The following is a 17,953-nucleotide window of genomic DNA, read 5'->3' as shown; positions in this document are numbered from 1 at the left end:
TAGGAGCAGGAGTTCAATCGTTTCGTCGAGAGACCATGGAGAGTACTCTTCCGCGAACTTCCTCGACATCCAGACCCAGGGAAACGAGAAGTCTCGAGGCTTGGCTGGATTTTTCTGCGGTGAGGCCAAGGAGCAAATGCTCTGCCGAAATACTCTTGTCATGCTGGGTCCCAGCCAACACCCGGGCCTCGGCGATTGCACGTTTCGCACTGGCTTCGAGTCTGTCGTCGAGAGTGTCGGTGCTCACTGCAGGAGAGACTTGCGCCATCTCGGCCCCTGGCCTGAGTTCGAGACCGCGAGCTTCTGCAATCTCACCAAACCGGGGAGGCTCGGCCGTTCCGCGTACGATATTTTGGCTGAATACCAGGGTCCCCCCATACGAGAGCCAATCGCGTCGATGGGAGACATAGAATACCGGGCGGCCGTCGTCATCGATTCCCAATGCGGTGACCGTACGCAGCAAAACCCCCAACCAAGCTCCCGTGTTGTCATCGCGCTCCACAGTGTCGAAATCTATGCCGAGTTGACGTAGGACTCGGTGTAGGCGGTTCCACGCCTGGGACTGGTCAACCGGAGGCAGCATCACGGTCACCTTGTGCCCGCAACCCCACATTCGCAAGTGGGTGAGTTCCCATTCGAGTCCATCGGTGACGCCGGCGACAAGAACGATGCTCCCAACCCGTTGCGCGGTCACTTCTACTGCTTCCTGCCACTCGTCGTCGGCAACGTACGTCCGGACCGCGCCGAGTTCCGGAAGGGACTCGCTAGGTTTACCGATGGCGATGAGAGATGTCGAACCGGACAGCATCGCAGCCATTAGTTCTTCGAACCGCGCGGTCATGCCGCTGAACACCGAAAAGAAGCCGACGTGTGGGTCGATCGCGCGTAAGCGCATGGAGTCGTCGTCGAAGGACCGCAGGAAGAGCGTGTCATCCGTAGCCGCATCGCGGCCAAAACGTGCGCTCTGCGACGAGGAGATCTTCCGCTTCCCCATCAGTGTCGCCACCTCGGCAACCCCGAGCACTGAGATTCCAAACACGGTGAACACGCCCCACGCCGACCATGACTCGCCTTGTCTCTCGCTGGCGATGGCGAACCAAATCGACATGGTCCCAACGACAACGGCACTCACGCCAATGCCTGCGTAGACGGCTCCGCGAACGGCGGACGATCGCTGTCGTCGGTTCCTGGACCGAAGGCCACGTGCGGTCTGACTGATGGTGTCGATCGGCGTAAGCTGCGGCAACAACAATAAACTCACGATGATCGTTGCGAGCCATACCGGCGCGTGGGTGAAATACAACAGCAGAGCCACGGCGGCGAGAACGACAGGCGCACCGACGACATGCATGCGAGCGAGGTTGCGAGCCTTGCCTTCCAAGCCGTAGTCGACTGAACGGATCCGCACGCCCGCGACCTCGGCGTGGGCATAGGCGGCGTAGTGCTGAATTCCACCTTTCCGGGACCACCGACGGAGCCGATAGTCGGGTGAGCGTAGGTACGAGACGAGCGCTACTGCACCAAAGCTCAGCATTAGAAGAATCAAAACACGCATCGAAACTCCGTATCCGGGACTGGAGTGGTGGTCAGCACGCCAGCCATTCAGGCTTCTTCGCCGAGTTGCTGAGCAACCTGATCCCAGGTAGGGATCATGCCGTTGCCAACGGCGGTCGTCTTCAGCCCGGCTGACCATGATGCGACGGTCAGGCTGTCAGGTACGCTCAGTCCCGCTCCTATAGCGAATGCATATGCGCCGTGGAAGGTATCACCAGCGCCGCAGGTATCCACGGCTACCACTTCCGCGGCCGGGTATCGGTCTACAAGATCAGGACGCTCGCGCACCGCATACTGCCCGCCCTCGCCGCCTTCGGTGGCCACCACGACCTCAGATTTCGAGTGTTCGAGCCAGTCTCTCAGTTGCTCAGGCAGCGATTGCTTGGATCTCTTCGAAAAGAACTTGCTCGGTGCGATGACGTGATCGACCTCGGGCAGAATGCTGGGTGCCCACGGCTTCCACGACCCTGTATCGACTACCGTAGGAACCCCAGCGAGTTGTGCGGACTTGACGACACGACGTGTCAGCGCCTCGTCAGTGCAGTCCAGCAAAACAATGTCGGCGCCATCTAGGACTGTGGGGAGGCGACCGAAGAGCCTGTCGTCGGCCCTTGGTTGCGGAAGCCACACCGTGGTTCGGGTTGCATTGTCGGCTGCAACGAGTATTGCCGAGTGCTGCGAGTCCTGCTCTGACTCGACCCACTCGCAGGCGATTCCCTCAGATGTGAGTTGGGTTTGCAGCGTCTCGGCATGCACCCCTGTCCCGCACGTGGCCAGCACACGAACGGCTCCGCCGAGCCGTGCTGCTGCTATTGCTGACCGTCCGGCCGGTCCTCCCACCGAAACCGAGTGTTCCAGTGCACGATTCTCAGAGTCTTCTTTCGGGTGGCTCGGCAGGTTGTAGATGTAATCGACAGTGGCCATCCCCACGATGGCGACTGTTGGCTGATGTGTCATAGCGCGTGCATCCTTTGTGAGGCTTCTTCGGGCGTGAGGTACTCAACCTCGCGTTCAAGGGCAGCTTCGGCTGCCACCGATGTTGTCGTGACAATGAACGCATTGTGGTGCCGGGACAAGACCGTCGCCGGGATACCCGCAGAGACCGGTCCGTTTACCATCTGTCGCACCACGTTCGACTTGTTACCGGGAAAGGCGAGAATCACCAGAACTGAGGACGCAAGCGCTGTCCCTAAACCGACAGAAAGCACGGAGCGCGACGGTTGGTCTGGATCGATGTATCCGCGGCCGTGTTCGCTCAACTCGATGACTCCGACGCCGGAGTCAGCGAGGGCGTCAACGTCAGTGTAAGTTGCGACCTCGAAAGCCAGAACCTCGCCATTGGGCGCGACGGAAACTGCATGCATTGCGGGCGGCCAGCGGCGGAGAGTTCGTCGCGCGGAGACGATTGGGTCGTCTTTCGTGATGATCCCAGAGAGTAGATGAAGTTGATTGGGCGGTGGTGCGAGCCCACGTTCTGCAAGCGGTTCGATGAGCATCTCGTTGACATGTCGAGTACGCGAGGTGTCATGTCCACGCCACACTCCGAAGGTCTCGGTGTCGTTTATCAAATGTGCTTCCGCAAAAGGAGGTTCGCGCTCTGCGAGCCGGTTGATTGCGCGGAAGATCGGCGTGGATGCCCGTCCAGTGGGGAGGACAAGGGAGCTGTCTGGGGAATCCCTTGCGCACGAGAGATACGCCAGCGCAACGGCCTTGCCGGCGTCACGCTCATTCTCGAATGCAAAAATCCCTCGGGGCCAACCCATCAAAGGTAGTTGCGTCGAATGTACGGCGGGGGAGGTGGCTGCTCCGATTCTTCCGCTAGGTCGAGCTTCGCTTGTGGTGGACCTCTGTGGCAGGTTTCGCAGTGTCATGACCAACTGGTCCAATGTGCTGTCGCGCTCGTCCAACCAGTCGATCCACTGCGTTTCGTTCAGGAAGTAGCCGAGTTTCTCGGGCTCGATCGACTCGAGCCGTAGCCAGTAGATGGGTACCTGCGCCTTATCGGCTATTCCAACCTCACGTTTGACGTGCTTGCTTTGGTCCGCTTGTGAACAGAAGAGCAGGATTAAGGCACCCGACTGTTGGATCGCTCCGGAGATTGCCTGGTCCCACTCTGACCCCGGAACGATGTCACGCGGCGCATACCACGACGAGATCCCATGTCGCTCGAGATAGCCTGCAACATGAGCGGCAGTCATTTCCCTGCTCGAGTGGTGGCTGATGAATACCGTCATGGCGGTCGAAGTCCTGTGCTCGCGTCGATTCGTTTCACGATAGCTGGGACAAGGCGGTTTCACCGTCCGTCTAGAGATGGAACCAAGCGATCGGGAGCCAGTAACCGGGCTACCGGAGCCCGTACGCTGTGGTGAAGGAGGGTGGGCCGAGCTAGGTACACCGGTCACCGGGATCGATTCGTCATACTCATTTCATCGCTTTCGACGACAACGGACCTCCCACGAAGTCGAGTACTGTCACACACCAGTCACAGTGCAATTCAGATGAGGCTGAGGCGGACGAGTGTGTGGCCAGCCAGACAAGCAGGATGATGCAAGGAACGATGGCTGACCAACGAATCTCAGACACAAAGTCGGCGACGCGGCACCCTCAACAGCCGACAGTCGGCATCGACACCGCCATCGAACTCGCACGGCGCGCAGTGCAGCGAGTCCCGGCGTACAACAAGCTCCTGACCGCGAACGGGGCGGACCCGGACGTGATCGACGAGGCAAGCTTTCACGCCCTGCCGCCGATGACCAAGGCTGACTACCTCAAGGCCTACGACCAACCCGAACTCGTGTGGGACGCGGATCTCGGCAGGGTAGTGAACTGGTCGGCCAGCTCGGGCTCGTCAGGAATGCCGACGTACTTTCCGCGCAGCCGAAAGTCTCTTTACGACAGCATTCGCTTCCACGAGCAGATCCTGCGTGACACATTCCATGCACATGAGCGCACCACGTTGGCTGTCAACACCTTCGCGATGGGAACGTGGATTGCCGGAAGTTACACCCTGATGGCGCTCAACGGTGCCAACGACCTCGAGATTCCGGTCAGCGTCATCTCGCCTGGCATCGAGATCGACGATGCGGTCCGAGCTCTCACCGAATTGGCACCCAACTACGAGCAGGTCGTCATCACCGGCTACCCACCCCACGTCAAGGACGTCCTTGACCGACTGGCCGCCGATGCACCGGCAGCCCTGAGCCAGGACATCAAGCTGCTGCTGGCTGGTGAACTGATCACCGAGACCTGGCGGGACCACCTGCTCAAGCGCATCGGGAAGCCGAACGACCCCGCGAGTATCGTGCTCATCTATGGGACCGCAGATGCCGGGCTGATGGGATTCGAAACCCCGCTGTCGATCGCCATCCGCCGTGCCGCGGAGCATGATCCGAACCTTCGTGGGGCACTGTTCGATGAGGACGTGACGCACCTGCCGACCTTCGTCGAGTATGACCCGGTAGCCCGATATGTCGAGACCGATGAGGACGGTTGCCTGCTGTTCACCCTCGACACCACGCTGCCGCTCGTGCGGTACCGGATCAAGGATGAGGGCGAACTCTACGACGGCTCGACAATGAGGGATGTGCTCGAAGCGTACGGTCACGACGAGTTGGCGCAGCGGGTCACCGACAACCACTTCTTGGCGCTGTACGGTCGCCCGGATGTGGCGGTGACCTTCTACGCGGTCAACATCTTCTTCCACAATGTCCAACCCGTGGTGGAAGATCCACGTGTCGCCGATGCGTTGAGCGGCTACTTCCACATGCCCCACCCAGAGAACGCCGACCTCTCGATGACCCTCCGGATTATGTTCGAGCTCAAGAATGGCGTTGCCGAAACCGAGTCGCTGCGCGAGACGCTGGCCCAGATCGCCTACGAGGAGTTGCGACATAGCAACGGGGAATACCGAACCCTCTGCGACAGCAAAGGAGAACCGGCACGTCCCGTCGTAAGCCTGCATAGCTATCGCAGTCGTCCGGAGTTCGAGCGTAAGGCGAAACAACAACACACAGGAAGACGTCGATGACCGGTCTTGTTGAAATCCTGCACCCACACGACGACGCCGACCGCATTCGTCACCTCCGCAACGTCGACGGCTATGCGTTGGTCGATGGCTGGGAATCGGCGCTCGAGGACCTACACAAGCTCGACCAGTACAGCACGACGCCTATCGACTACGATCCCGCGGACTTGGATCGCACTACCCGCTACATCGCCTATCCGTGGCGCAGGACCATTGTCCGACTTCCCGAAGCATCCGTCTTCCACCGTTTGCGCACCGCGCGTAACCGATTCCTGATCACCGACGACGAGCAGCGCTCCTGGACATCAGGGCTCATCGCGATCGCCGGACTCAGCGTCGGCGGTTCAGTGCTCTCGGTGTGTGCGCTGACCGGCGCCCGACGCCTGCGTATCGCCGACCCGGACACGCTAGGTCCGTCGAACCTCAACCGACTGGTTGGATCGGTGTGCGACCTCGGCGTTCCCAAGACAACGCTGGCATACCGGCGTGTTCTCGAGGCCGACCCGTACGCCGAGGTGGAGGCGTTCCCCGGAGGGTTTCACCCCAGCATGGCAGAACGCTTCATCGGCGGCGGCGCCATTCCTCGCGCCCGCGTCCTCGTCGAGGAGATGGACGATCTCGCGATGAAGGTACGCATCCGGCACCACGCCCGTGACGCCCAAGTGCCGGTCATCATGGTGACTGACAACGGCGACGACGTGATCCTCGACATTGAACGATTCGACCTCGAACCTGACCGGCCGCTGTTTCACGGTCGAGCCGGCGATGTCGAGACGCTTACTGACGACGAATTGCGCGATCCGGAACGCCGCGTCGAGATCGCCGGCACTATCGTCGGCGACGACGTCGCCGATCGCCTGAAGGTGGCGCTTGGCGAAGTCGGCAAGACCATCCCGTCGTGGCCGCAGTTGGGCACCGCCGCGACCCTCGCGGGGGTCGTCGGCGCGCTCGCGGCACGCAAGGTCATCTGCGGAACAGATCTACCGTCCGGACGGCACCACGTCCGGGTCAGCGACCTCGGGTGACCTTGTCGTGGGCAGCGATTCGGTGTGTCAGACGGGTTTCAGGACATCTTCGTGGCCATGCCGGCGGCACCAACTGACCAGATAGCGTGCGTGCAGGCCGCACCATCGGTAAACAGACGCCTGGGTCAGCTGCAGGCGTGTGTCGTGCTCGCCACGTCGCGTCATGATCGGGCCCAGGTAGTGACTGGTGACCTTGTTCGCCGTGTTGGGTGCGACACTCGCCGCCTTCGCCAGCGAAGCATTGTCCGACGTGCACCCCGACGCGATGGCACCTGCCAGGCGGCCCGCAGTGGTGCCGCGCTGCCCGACGAACTCCTTGTACAGCGGAACCGCGCGTGGCGCAGGCCCGGCGTCATCGGTCCGCTTGCCGACCGCAGCGGCTCTGATGGCCGCGACGATCGCCTCCAATCCGTCAGACTTTCTGACGATGCCGGAGACCTCGTCACGCAGCCGCGCCTCGTCAAGGTGGTCCTGCTCCATCGAGTGCCCCTGGGTGGCGAGCAGGACCGGGGCCATCCGGTCGGCGTCGCGGAGCACATTGATGACATCCAAACCGTCGAACGACCATTCCGCATCTGGGTTGTTCCAGATCAGGTCTGCGATGACGACGTCGAATCGAACCTTCCCGGTCACGCTGCGCACCAGACCGGCCCTGTCGCCGACCACCTCGACGACGACGCCGTCGAGGTCGCGCTCCATCGATGTCGAGATCACCCTTCCCAGTGGTGACGCCACGAGCACCCGCATCCCGCTAGCCATGCGTAGTAGTTAACACCAGCCTGTTTGAGCGTGCGCAATCTGGTATGCCACAGCCCCGCCGAACCAGGATGCCACCCGATGTCGTCGAGTTCAGGCGAATCGTCCTGTTCCGCATCGGCGTCTGTGTCCGAAGAATTGATGTCACCGATTGATTGCTTCGTAGCGCACCGAGGAGTTCCGAATGACCGCGTTGATCGACCGATACCCAGACAGTGCCATCTCCACCGTGGGTGAGGCACCGCAGATTGCGGTCATCGCCGAGCACGATCTCTTTGACACCGCTCTTGTCGCGCTGGTCGAGAAGCTCGGCGGCCGACCGGTCCTGATAGACCTCGATGCTTCCCGAATGCCGGCGGCCGGCCCGACGCCGTCGGTGGCTCTCGTGCGTGCTGCGAACCGCGCCGAGCGGGTCCGGCGCGACGTGCAACTGCGTTCCGCCCGGATACTTGTCGTCGATGTCAGCGCAGGCTCGACGAGTGCAGTCAGGACGGTCGATCAACTACGTGCATTCATGCCCGCTGCGACCGCGCCGTCGACGGATAGACCACGTGCCCTGTCTCGGGTGCATGTGACTGCCAGGGAGCTCGAAGTCCTCACGACCTATCTCACCGGTGCCACGATCACCGAAACGGCGCGGCAGCATTTTCTTGCCGAATCGACTGTGCGTACCCATTATCGCCGAGTGTCAGACCGCTACACGGATGCTGGGCGATCGATCGGAAACCGGGTACGGCTACTTCTCGCGCTCGTCGCCGACGGCTACATTGAACCGTCAAATCTCCTCCACGCCGCGGACGCTAACCCGCCCGCCCCTGAGCATGACGCGACACCAACTGTTCCGGTATGCCGCGGTGTCCGACTCGTGCACTCGGGCGGTCTCGGTCGCGATCACCACGCTTCCACAGTGGGAACCGAAGTAAAGATCACGCGCAGGTCGGGATCGAGAGCAGCCGCCATCTCCCGCTGAGGACCCAGCACGACCCGGTGAGTGCCGCTGTTGATCGGATAGCGCAGCTCCGCTGGTGGCTCCATGGCCAGCTCGCGGTTGTCGAGCAGGCGTGCCGCGGCCTCAGACCGGTGCGACGAACTCTGCGAGCCCGCCGCGTCATCGGTGGTCACGACGGACCGGCTGTCTGACGAAACGTCGACCCACAATTCGGTCGACCAGAACGAGAGCTTCTCTCCGCCGGGGTCCGCGCCCGCGTCTTCGTCGCCGAAGTCTGCATCCGCCGAGTGTGAGCCGGCGTTGAGGCCGCTGTCGATGAGTTCGGCAACGAGTGCAGCAGAGCCGTGTTCGTAGGCCAGCGACAGCGTTGCGGCGAGTCTGCGGTCGGCGATGAGCGCCCAGCGACGACGGCGCGCGGCGTCATCGAACTGGAATCGTTCGTGCTCGCAGGCGATCCAGGATGCTGTTGCGATGTCGATTGCGCTAGCGATCAGCTCGTCTCGGCGCGCATCGTCTTCCGACGCCTCGGCGAGCATCCTGCGGGCTCTGCTCCATTGCACGTTGGCCTGGTGATGGTGAAGTCCGGCCTCGCGGAAACCGTTTGTGGCACGCTCGAAGTGCCGGTCGGCTCGCGGGTAGTCGTGCAACCGAACATAAAGCCAGGCTATTTCACAATCGCAGAGCGCGGCTTTCTCCACATGGCCGGCGGATCTGAGTTCTTGCCGCAGGATAAGCAGGCGTTCGAGTTCCGTGCCGTGAACGGCTGAGTCGCCGGCGGTGGTCGGGAGTTCGGTTGTGGTGGAAGGACAATCGTTGGTCATTGCGCGTGGACTTCCTGGTCCTCATCGAGCGGTTCGCACCAGTGGTCGGTAACCGCCGCCCAGATCAGTGGTGAATACTGTAGATCGCTCGTGTCCCTCCACCGCGCGAGTTGGCGGCACTGCCACCGGTTCAGTGCTTCGACCGGATCGGCAGCGCGGTGTGCTTCGTCGACTGCAAGTGCCAGGCGGGTGGTCGGGCCGGGTACGGACGTCTCGCGAGCAGCGTCATCCATCACGGTGTCCGACGGAAGAGCCCATCGGGTGGTGGTCACCAACTCGGCGCCCGAGTTCATACACGCTGTGACCAGTCCAAAAATTTCGCGACTGCGGTAGTCCACCGCCCCCTCGCAGGCGATAATCGCCACGCGGGGTGGCATGGGCCACAACGAATGTCCGCTGCGGTCCTCCATCGAGGGCGGGATGGTCACATCGGCCGGACCCATCGAAGGATATTTGGTGCCATAGAGGAGATCCAGTGCCGAGAATGGACGGTGTGAGCGGCCCTTCACCGCGCACAGCCCCCAGTGATACTCCCCGTCGGACAGGTGTAGTGACGCCGACCCCGGTTGCTGCCTGTTCGCGCTGACGTGCCCGAAGTACAGCATGCGCCCCGGGTGGGTCCGCAGGTCTTCGCCCAGCTTCCATCTCATGATCTGCCTACGGACCACGGAACCATCCGTGTGTGGGGTGCGCTCGAGTAGATTGACGAAGGAATCGACACCCGAACGAGCCGTCGCAAGCGGTGCTGGGAGCACCTGGTCGAGACCTGCGGCTGCCGGGACCTCAGGATCGATCACATAGAGCACGGGTCGACGCGCCAACTCCTGCGACCAGCGCTTCGGGACGACCGCTCGGCCGGCCCGAAGCGTTGCGGGCGGCACACAATACAACTGCGCCTTCTCCATCAGCCGGATGTCACCGTCGATCGGCAGAAGGTCGAGGGGCACCCTGGCGAGGGATGGGCTGGGTGTGTATCTCACTGTGACGCGGCCGCGACGCGAGCGCGCCGAGATCTCCCGGGACACGTCGGCGCCGAGAATCTGGGCCGCCAGGTTGCCACTGAATTCGGCTTCGCGTGCCGTCGTCGACAGCGGACCGTTGAGGGCGCGTTGGACGTCGTCGGCTCTGTGGCCATCTGCACCTGCGTCTCCGATCAGCGCGTCGTCGAGCAGCCACGTGATCTGTCGTATGGCGCCGGACGAGAGCCTCCTAACGACTGGATTGTCCACATCGTCGAGCCATCGATACGACACGAAAGTGGCGCCGGCATCAACGGCGCGGATCTGCAGGGTGAGTGATTCGTCGTGCATCTGTCGTCGTTGCTACCAGCCGGTCTCGGCATGCAATTCCGCTAGCGTCGGTCGCAACGGGCTGTCGGGGGCAATGTCACCGCCCACGAGTTCCTGCAATCGCAGGACCCCTTCCCGAAAGTCGGCGACCAACTTCTGGTCATTGGAGGACTGGTAGTGGAGCAGAATGTCCTCCAGCGCTATTCGTGCATTGGCGGCCCAGTCGTCTGCCTGTTGTCGGCAATGCGCAATGGCGTGTCCGGCGGCGTCGACAAGTTCTGGTGCCGTGGCCGAGTTCACGAGTGCCAGAATCGCCCGTCCGCGCCGATGGTTCGTCCAGGCGTGGCGGCATGCTCGGTCCACCCGGGCCAGGCGAACGTCCAACGGGCGGGCAGATACCTCGTCGAGCGGGACATCGAGGGTGACCATCAGGAAGTGCAGATCATCGAGCTCATGTTCGGCTAGCCACAATCGTGCCACCATGCGCATGCCTCTCGCCTCGCACGGCGCAGAGGACACCAGTTCGCCGGTGGCCCGCTCGACCGCAATCACGAATAGTCCGGCCGCCTCCGAACTGCTGGTGTAGATGGCGTCGCGCACCACGGCCGAGGCCTCGACGGTGTCGTCGCCGATCATCCGAAGTGTCAGGTCGTGTTCGTCTGGGCCGGTGAATCGCATCAGACGGGGTGGAAGCAGGCTCAAGTCCAGGAAGTCACCCGCACCGGTCGGAGAGGGTGGGCTGAACGTGGTTGCGAGTTCCTCTTGGTGGATCGACAGCACCATCTCGGACCAGCGTGCGTCTTGACCGTCCACGATGGCGGCCGCCACGGTGGCGATCGCGTTCTCGGGGTCCATTGCCGGGCATTGCGCGACCGCGACCTCGAGTTCCTCCGCGATGGATTCGCCTCCGCCATTCTCGGCGAGGTCAGTGAGCACTTCCTCCATGCTCGACGTTGCCATGAGGTATCGGCCGCGAGCCCCGTCCATGTCGCCGCAGAGCGCTGCAGCGTGTGCCTCGTCGAGAGTGACGATGCCAGGCTCGAGGTCGCCGAGATGGAATCTGCTGACCGCATGGATGGTGGCGGCGCGTGCGATCTCGTCCACCAGTTGTGGCTGCGGCAGGGTTGCGCCCGTCGTAGCGTCTACGAGAGCAGTGAGGAATCCGGGGTCGGTGAAATAGGTGGCGCCCGAGTCGCGGTCGGAGGCATCGGCGACCACGGTCAGGACACAACGCGGGTCGGCGGCATCGACGCCGAGGCCGAGGTTGTGCGCGTCAAACGCGACCGGGCCGAGCGCCGCCCCAGTGTGCGCGTGCCAGACGATCAGGCCGTCAGCCGTGCGTTCCACGGACCCGGTGATTGGTGCCATCACGCTTCTCCGATCTTTCGGGCCGCGTTCTGGGCGGCCTTCAGCAGCAGTTCGACGTAGCGGATCGCGGAGGCGAGCTGGAGGCTTCGCGCTCGTGAGGGTGGTGGCTTGGTCCAGCGCGCGCTGACCGCGGCCGCTACGCCATCGCTGAACAGTCGCGGGTCGGCGAGGCCGTCCATGGCCAGAGCGGCTTCCCAACAGAGACTCTCATCGTCGAGTCGCTGAGTCGGGTCACGCGAGATCCATATGCGAGCGAACTCGCACAGTTGGGTGCGGGCCAGGTGGTGCTCGAGGTCGCTACCGGAAACGACCATCGCCGCACGCGTACCCGACGACGCCGTTCGTCGGGTGGCGATCACCCGAGACTTCGAACGGTGTGGAGCGGTGTCAGGGCGCGCGAGGTCAGCTACGGCCATTTTCGTACGGTCGGGGCCTCCATCGGCTGACCGCAGTTTCTCCGTCAGGTCAAGGTAATGCTCGGCCAGCACGGTGCGAAGGTTCCCGTCGTCCGGATCGTTCTTGAGACGCAGGCCGGTCAGGTACTTTTGCAGCCTGACTCGGTACTCGTTCAACGCGATTCGGGAATGCGTCTGGTATCGGGAACGCTGGTTCTGCACGAAATCGTCGACTCCGCTACGCGTGACAAGCATGTCGGAGTCAGTGAGCTCACGGCGGATCGGGACCACCGCCCGACGGGCCATCTCGCGGATGGCGTGCCCGACACTTGCCGGCACGGTGGGCCGCAGGGACGCCACACTCCTGGCCCAACCAGAGGTGTATCGCGACAGTGGGTCGACGTAGGCGGCGACGACCTGGGAGACCTCGCACCACCCATCGACATCATCGCGCGGTTCAGTCGCACGTCGGAGCAGTTCCGGCACCGCAGGCGCGAACCCGTCGACAACCCAGTCCACCCGGGCCAGGTTGCCCGACCATGCCTGCAGTTCCCTGACAAAGGTCTTCGGGTCGGTGACTTCCATACCGCGCGCCACCTCGACGTACCAGAGTCTCAGCAACGCATTGCGGCTGATCGCGGTCTCGGTGGTTCCCGACCACCACATGCCCTGCGGTGCTGGCCGTGGCCGCGGAACCGTGGGTGCGGGGAGCACGTCGGCGCTCCTCGCCCCGGCTGCATCACCCCATGCACTCACAGTCTTGCTCGCTTCCTCGACGATCCCGCGCTCGATTCTGACACGTTGTTCTGCGTCTAGCTGCACGGTAGCGGTGAAGCGCTCGTAGCGATGTCCACCGTTTCGAGGGTTGTGCGTCCGCAGGTCGGTCTGGTCCCGGTTCTGGTGGGGAAGCGGAGTGCTCATCGAGCCCGACGGTCGGGCTGGTGAGGAGTTCTCGAAATGGACTTGAGTGAAATTCTGGCCGACGCTCTGCCGGTGACACTGCCTGCCGATCGGCTGCTGGAGCTCACGACGCTGGTGTATGAGGAGCTTACGACTCGGGTGGGAGAGCGAATCTATACGTCGATGCCCGAGGACGCAGCCTTTGCCTTCAGTGAGGCCACCGATGCCGGCGAGGAGGAGTTGGCCCAGCACATCCTCGAGGTGGAATGTCCGCACTACAAGGTCATCGTGGGCGAGGTCCTACGAGAGCTTGTCGCTGAGGTTGCCGGCCGCTTCCCGAGGAATGACGAGGAATGACGGAGTAACCCGCCCGCAGTGGGGAAGCGGTTGAGCACCTGACCGCTTCAACCAGAGAAGGGAACCCCGTTGCAGGAAACACCGATTTCGCCCGACTCGTCTCTCACGATCACAGCTTTGCGGCCGCGCGAGCGACGCGAGACGCACGATCCCGGCGTGGCGATCGACTCGATCGTGTCGATGCTACGGCTGATGCCGGGTACGGCGCTGGCTGTTTGCGCAGGCTACGAACACGGTGCCGAGGACGCCCTTGGACGCCTCACGGTACGCCTCGACACAACAGACGAAGCGCTGGCAGACGAACTCGCAGTGATGCTCGATTGTGACGCCGAGGTCGTGCGAGCTGGGTCACCACACCGTCGCAGGGGCCTGGTGTTCGCAGGTCGGCCCGACACGTCAGAGCTGGGATTCGGCGCGCCAGGAAGCGCAACGCGGTGGCGTCTCCCTGCGGCTCCGCGAGCCGACAGCATGCGGTTCTGGCGTGCGCTCGACCGTTGGCGCGACGGATTCCTGAAGATCGACGCTGTCGCCGACGACGACTCCATGTTCCGCATGTCGATGTCGCTGGTGGGTGACAGTGCTGCTCCGATCAGCCTGCGGGCCGCGCTGCGCGATACGTTGCCAGGCATCACTTTCGTTCCGGCCGATGCGGAGTCGGAGCCGGTGGTCCGCTGCGACTACGACGAGATCGGACAGGCGCTGCGAACCGTTCTGCCGATTGGTGGGCGCGTGCCGCCCGGATTCCGGGTGGCTGCGCCGGCTGGAATGCCGGTCGCATTGCTGGCCTCGCCGAATGTCGTGGGGTCAGCCGAAATCGGCGACGGGGCGGATGTGCGGCTGGGCATGACTCGCACCGATGCCGGCGAGGCGGTGGGGGTCAATCTCTCCGCCGACGAGCTCCTTCGGCATATTCACGTGGTGGGCGCGACCGGAACCGGCAAGAGCACCATGCTGGCGTCGATGGTCCATCAGATCGCACACAGTGGGCACGGCGCACTGGTCCTCGACCCGCACGGCACCCTGGTCGACCGCATTGTGGAGCAGCTACCGGCAGACGCCGCAGCGCGTTGCACCGTGGTGCGTGCCGACGATCTCGACAACCCGCTGCCACTCAATCCGCTGGCCACCGATGGTGAAGCCGGCTTGGCAACTGCTATCTCCGACATCGGCCAGATGTTCTACGAACTGTTCGACCCGAAGCAGACGGGAATCGTCGGACCGCGTTTTGAGGACCGTGTCGCACACGCACTTCGGGGGCTCGCCGAACTGCGAGGCGAGCAAGCAAGCCTGCTTGACGTACCGATGATGCTCGAACACAAGGGAATGCGGCAGGCGCTGGCTGCCACGCTGGTTGATCCGAGGGAGCGGGCGTGGTGGCGCAACGATGCCCGGAACGCGAAGTCGGGCGAGTATGCCGACCTGGTGTCGTGGTGCAACAGCAAGTTCGAGCGGTTCTCGGCCAGCCCGGCGCTGCGCGCGATCCTCGGATCGGGCCACGACGTCTACGATCCGGTCGGCGCCATGGATACCGGGGAGATCATTCTGGTCGACCTGGCGAAAGGGCAGATCGGGCAGACATCGTCACGGCTGCTGGGATACCTGCTGCTGAACAGGTTCTGGGTGGCGGCGATGAACCGGACCGCCGATCGGCGATTCCACGTCATCGTGGACGAGGCGCACTCGGTGATGGCCGGCTCCCTGGTCAACATGCTCTCCGAGGGCCGCAAGTTCGGGGTCGCGGTGACGGTGGCCCACCAGTTCCTCGGGCAACTCGATCCCGAGGTCGCCGCAGCGCTCAGCGGCAACGTCGGAACCTCGGTGACCTTCCGCGCCAACGGGCCGCACGTCCGGTCGCATGTCGAGGCGACCGGCGGCCAAGTCGACGCTGCGACACTCGCGAACCTGCCAACGTTCACCGCAGTGGTGACTCGGACCGCGGCCTCGTTGGTGGCCTCCCGACCCCACACCCTGACGGTCGAGTCCGATGGATGCAGATGCGACACCGCAGGGGCGGGTGACGTGAGGCGACGGGCGCGCGCCCGAACCGCGAACCTGGATCTGTCCCAACTCGATCCTGATATCCACTACCCGGTTGACGGCGCGCCGACCGCAGCCGCTGCTCAGGAGCCGAAGTCGAAGTTCCTCGACGAATGGCTGGCAAAGCGCCAAACGACACAGCAAAGTGCGCCGCCCTCACCTGAGCCCGACGACGAGAGTGCAGCATGATCTGGCGAGGCTGACGGGCCGATAGCCCTGGAGTACTGCGGTGAGCGCGAAAGAGCCTCCTTTTGGCCGACATACCGGCTTGAGTTGTGCAGCTAAGATCGTGCGCACGGACCGCGGAGGTCCACGCAGCCACACACCCTGCGGAGGTGCCCGTTGGTCGTCGAACGGCACGGCGGGGCGAGCGCTTGCGAAAGAGCGGGTCGATCATGATCGGCGAAACACTCCGAGATCGGGCGACCACGCACGCGAACCTGTGTGCAGCCTGGGACCATGTCCGAGAGAAGGGATCCGACGACGGACTGACCCCGGACAGCATCACCCGGTTCGCTGCCGACGCTGACACCAAGATCACCAAGCTCGCCGCCGAGCTCGCTGAGCGAAGATACCGACCGCTGCCGCTCAGCCGGGTGGCGATACCGAAAAAGGATGGCTCGGCACGCGAGCTGAGTGTGCCGAGCGTACGTGACCGGGTTGTCGAACGTGCTCTGCTGAATGTCGTCGCTGCATACGCCGACCGGTTCCTCGGGCCGGCGTCCTATGCATATCGCGAGGGAATCGGAGTGATAGACGCGGTACAAGCCGTCGTTGCGCTACGGGACGAGGGTTTGCATTGGGTACTGCACGCAGATATAGACGACTGCTTTGACTCGATCCCCCGTGAGATCGCTGTCCGCAAGCTCATGGCAACGCTTCCCGATGACAGTCTCAGCCCGCTGATCGATGCTCTGACGACACGGCCAGTATCTACGAGGCGGGGGCTCGTCGAGGCGACCGGTGTGCCGCAGGGCACGGCGCTCTCGCCGCTGTTGGCCAACCTGGTGCTTGCAGATTTCGATGATGCTCTGCTCGATCGTGGCATGCCGATTGTTCGGTATGCCGACGACTTTGTGGTGCTTGGACCATCTCAGGACAGCGTATGGGAGGCGGCGCGCGTGGCTGCAGAGGCGTTGGACGCGGTAGGAATGAGCCTCGGTGTCGACAAGACCGAGGTGATGAACTTCGACGAGGGATTCTGTTTCCTCGGCGAGGATTTCGGGCCCCGATATCCGCCGGCAATCGATGGTCACCGCGTTGATGTGCCAACGCGCCGCATTCTGTACTGCGGTCGACAGGGAAGCCGAGTGTTCACCCGCGACGGTCGAGTCGTCGTCGAGTCCAAGAGCGATGCCGAGTTACTCAGCGTGCCGAGAAATCTCGTGGCACGGATAGTGTGTTTTGGTGCTGTCACGCTGGCCGCGGGCACGCGCTCGTGGACTCTCGAGGACGGAACCGATGTGGTTTTCCTGTCACGCCGCGGGCAGTATCTCGGACAGCAGCTCTCCGCGGTCGACGGCACGAGGGTCGCGAGGCTGAGGTCGCAGCTGGAAGCTGTGGCCGATCGGGAACGGTCGCTGCCGTTGGCCCGGGCGATCATCGATGCCAAGATCAGCCACCAGGTCACGCTGCTGCAGCGCTTCACCCGGGAGTCCGACGTCGAAGTGGTTGAGTCGGCGCTGCATACCGCGCGGCAAATGCGCCGAATGCTGCCCGAAGCCGGAACCCCCGACGAGATCCTCGGTTTGGAAGGAGCGGCTGCGGCCGCTTACTTTTTAGCGCTTGGACAAATGCTGCCGGACGGCCTCACTTTTGCCAATCGCAGTCGACGTCCTCCGCTCGACGTGGTGAACTCTGCGCTCGGCTACGGGTACGCCCTGCTGCTGTCTGAATGTGTGTCCGCGTTGGTGACCGCGGGCCTCGACCCGAATATCGGGGTCCTGCACGCCGCCAGCGGACGACGACCCGGCCTCGCTCTGGACCTGATGGAAGAGCTCCGCCCACTGATCGTCGACCAGGTGGTTCTGACCGCGGCCCGTCGTGGCGCACTCACGGTTGCTCACGGAGAGCCGATCGGCGGCGAACCCGGTATTCATCTGACGAAGGCGGGCAAAGCGGCGTTGGTACGGGCCTATGAACAGCGTATGCAGCAAGTGACCTCCGGAGCGATTCCCGGGTTCGTCGGCTCTTGGCGTCGGCATATATACCGGCAGGCGAAGCTGCTCACACGCGCGATCTGCGACGACGGTCACCAGTGGGTGGGGATGGCATGGCGGTGACGATTCTCGTCGCCTACGACATCACCGAGGACAGACGTCGTGCACGGCTTGCCGCCCTGCTGCAGGCGTGGGGAGACCGAATTCAGTACTCCGTGTTCATTTGTCATTTGCCACCGTGAAGGGACCACCCTGGGCTGATTGTTTGCCATGGGGATGGGACCACCTGGATTGCCAGTTATGGGACCACCGGCGCGTC

General features: G+C 63.3%; 16 protein-coding genes. 8 read left to right on the top strand and 8 right to left on the bottom strand.

Annotated elements, in window-relative coordinates:
- Positions 1–13: 13 nt before the first annotated feature.
- From ACIGKQ_RS21085 to ACIGKQ_RS21075, 3 genes are read right to left on the bottom strand one after another with little or no spacing between them, the layout of a single operon-like run.
- A complete protein-coding gene (locus ACIGKQ_RS21085; protein WP_396574858.1) occupies positions 14–1,555 on the bottom strand; it encodes a Clp protease N-terminal domain-containing protein in 1,542 nt (513 codons plus the stop codon).
- Between the two features lie 47 nt (positions 1,556–1,602).
- Positions 1,603–2,511: a PfkB family carbohydrate kinase gene (locus ACIGKQ_RS21080; RefSeq protein ID WP_396574857.1), complete on the bottom strand. Its 909-nt coding sequence runs from the start codon at positions 2,509–2,511 to the stop codon at positions 1,603–1,605.
- Entirely contained in the window at positions 2,508–3,788 is a 1,281-nt protein-coding gene (locus ACIGKQ_RS21075; protein WP_396574856.1) for a TIR domain-containing protein, read from the bottom strand. The genes ACIGKQ_RS21080 and ACIGKQ_RS21075 overlap by 4 nt, the downstream gene beginning before the upstream one ends.
- 323 nt (positions 3,789–4,111) lie before the next feature.
- Between ACIGKQ_RS21075 and ACIGKQ_RS21070 the strand changes: the two genes are divergently transcribed.
- Together ACIGKQ_RS21070 and ACIGKQ_RS21065 are read left to right on the top strand one after the other, a co-directional pair.
- Positions 4,112–5,581: a phenylacetate--CoA ligase family protein gene (locus tag ACIGKQ_RS21070; RefSeq protein ID WP_396574855.1), complete on the top strand. Its 1,470-nt coding sequence runs from the start codon at positions 4,112–4,114 to the stop codon at positions 5,579–5,581.
- Positions 5,578–6,603 carry a ThiF family adenylyltransferase gene (locus ACIGKQ_RS21065; RefSeq protein WP_396574854.1) on the top strand — a complete coding sequence of 342 codons (1,026 nt, stop codon included), beginning with the start codon at positions 5,578–5,580 and terminating at the stop codon, positions 6,601–6,603. The genes ACIGKQ_RS21070 and ACIGKQ_RS21065 overlap by 4 nt, the downstream gene beginning before the upstream one ends.
- 27 nt (positions 6,604–6,630) lie before the next feature.
- Here the strand turns inward: ACIGKQ_RS21065 and ACIGKQ_RS21060 are convergent, their stop codons facing one another.
- Positions 6,631–7,362 carry a response regulator gene (locus ACIGKQ_RS21060; protein WP_396574853.1) on the bottom strand — a complete coding sequence of 244 codons (732 nt, stop codon included), beginning with the start codon at positions 7,360–7,362 and terminating at the stop codon, positions 6,631–6,633.
- Positions 7,363–7,543: 181 nt separating this feature from the next.
- Here ACIGKQ_RS21060 and ACIGKQ_RS21055 point away from each other — a divergent pair, with 181 nt between their 5' ends.
- Positions 7,544–8,329 (top strand): LuxR C-terminal-related transcriptional regulator, encoded by a 786-nt coding sequence (locus ACIGKQ_RS21055; protein WP_396574852.1) that lies wholly within the window; start codon positions 7,544–7,546, stop codon positions 8,327–8,329.
- Here the strand turns inward: ACIGKQ_RS21055 and ACIGKQ_RS21050 are convergent.
- Complete coding sequence (locus ACIGKQ_RS21050; RefSeq protein WP_396574851.1) at positions 8,251–8,868, bottom strand: hypothetical protein; 618 nt, start codon at positions 8,866–8,868, stop codon at positions 8,251–8,253. The two genes, ACIGKQ_RS21055 and ACIGKQ_RS21050, sit on opposite strands and share 79 nt — an antisense overlap.
- 9 nt (positions 8,869–8,877) lie before the next feature.
- On the opposite strand from ACIGKQ_RS21050, the gene ACIGKQ_RS21045 reads away from it, so the two are divergent.
- Positions 8,878–9,075: a hypothetical protein gene (locus ACIGKQ_RS21045; RefSeq protein WP_396574850.1), complete on the top strand. Its 198-nt coding sequence runs from the start codon at positions 8,878–8,880 to the stop codon at positions 9,073–9,075.
- A gap of 50 nt (positions 9,076–9,125) precedes the next feature.
- On the opposite strand, the gene ACIGKQ_RS21040 is transcribed toward ACIGKQ_RS21045, so the two are convergent.
- The 3 genes from ACIGKQ_RS21040 to ACIGKQ_RS21030 are packed head-to-tail and all read right to left on the bottom strand — an operon-like array spanning position 9,126 to position 12,895.
- A complete protein-coding gene (locus tag ACIGKQ_RS21040) occupies positions 9,126–10,439 on the bottom strand; it encodes a CHAT domain-containing protein (protein WP_396574849.1) in 1,314 nt (437 codons plus the stop codon).
- A 12-nt stretch (positions 10,440–10,451) separates the two neighbouring features.
- A complete protein-coding gene (locus ACIGKQ_RS21035; protein ID WP_396574848.1) occupies positions 10,452–11,786 on the bottom strand; it encodes a hypothetical protein in 1,335 nt (444 codons plus the stop codon).
- Complete coding sequence (locus ACIGKQ_RS21030; RefSeq protein WP_396574847.1) at positions 11,786–12,895, bottom strand: hypothetical protein; 1,110 nt, start codon at positions 12,893–12,895, stop codon at positions 11,786–11,788. The genes ACIGKQ_RS21035 and ACIGKQ_RS21030 overlap by 1 nt, the downstream gene beginning before the upstream one ends.
- Positions 12,896–13,138: 243 nt before the next feature.
- Between ACIGKQ_RS21030 and ACIGKQ_RS21025 the strand changes: the two genes are divergently transcribed.
- From ACIGKQ_RS21025 to cas2, 4 genes are all read left to right on the top strand, one after another.
- Positions 13,139–13,438, top strand: coding sequence for a DUF5663 domain-containing protein (locus ACIGKQ_RS21025; protein ID WP_396574846.1), 300 nt, complete (start codon positions 13,139–13,141; stop codon positions 13,436–13,438).
- 156 nt (positions 13,439–13,594) lie between these two features.
- Positions 13,595–15,664 (top strand): type IV secretory system conjugative DNA transfer family protein, encoded by a 2,070-nt coding sequence (locus ACIGKQ_RS21020; protein ID WP_396574845.1) that lies wholly within the window; start codon positions 13,595–13,597, stop codon positions 15,662–15,664.
- Between the two features lie 206 nt (positions 15,665–15,870).
- On the top strand, positions 15,871–17,757 hold the full coding sequence (cas1, locus tag ACIGKQ_RS21015) for a CRISPR-associated endonuclease Cas1 (RefSeq protein WP_396574844.1): 1,887 nt from the start codon (positions 15,871–15,873) through the stop codon (positions 17,755–17,757).
- Positions 17,748–17,876 (top strand): CRISPR-associated endonuclease Cas2, encoded by a 129-nt coding sequence (cas2, locus tag ACIGKQ_RS21010; protein ID WP_396574843.1) that lies wholly within the window; start codon positions 17,748–17,750, stop codon positions 17,874–17,876. The genes cas1 and cas2 overlap by 10 nt, the downstream gene beginning before the upstream one ends.
- The last annotated feature ends 77 nt before the right edge of the window (positions 17,877–17,953 follow it).

This window comes from Gordonia sp. NPDC062954 (assembly GCF_044543825.1).
GTDB classification, from domain to species: Bacteria; Actinomycetota; Actinomycetes; order Mycobacteriales; family Mycobacteriaceae; genus Gordonia; species Gordonia tangerina.
Note: the sequence above shows the minus strand (reverse complement) of the source record. Positions and strands in the feature narration are given on the sequence as shown.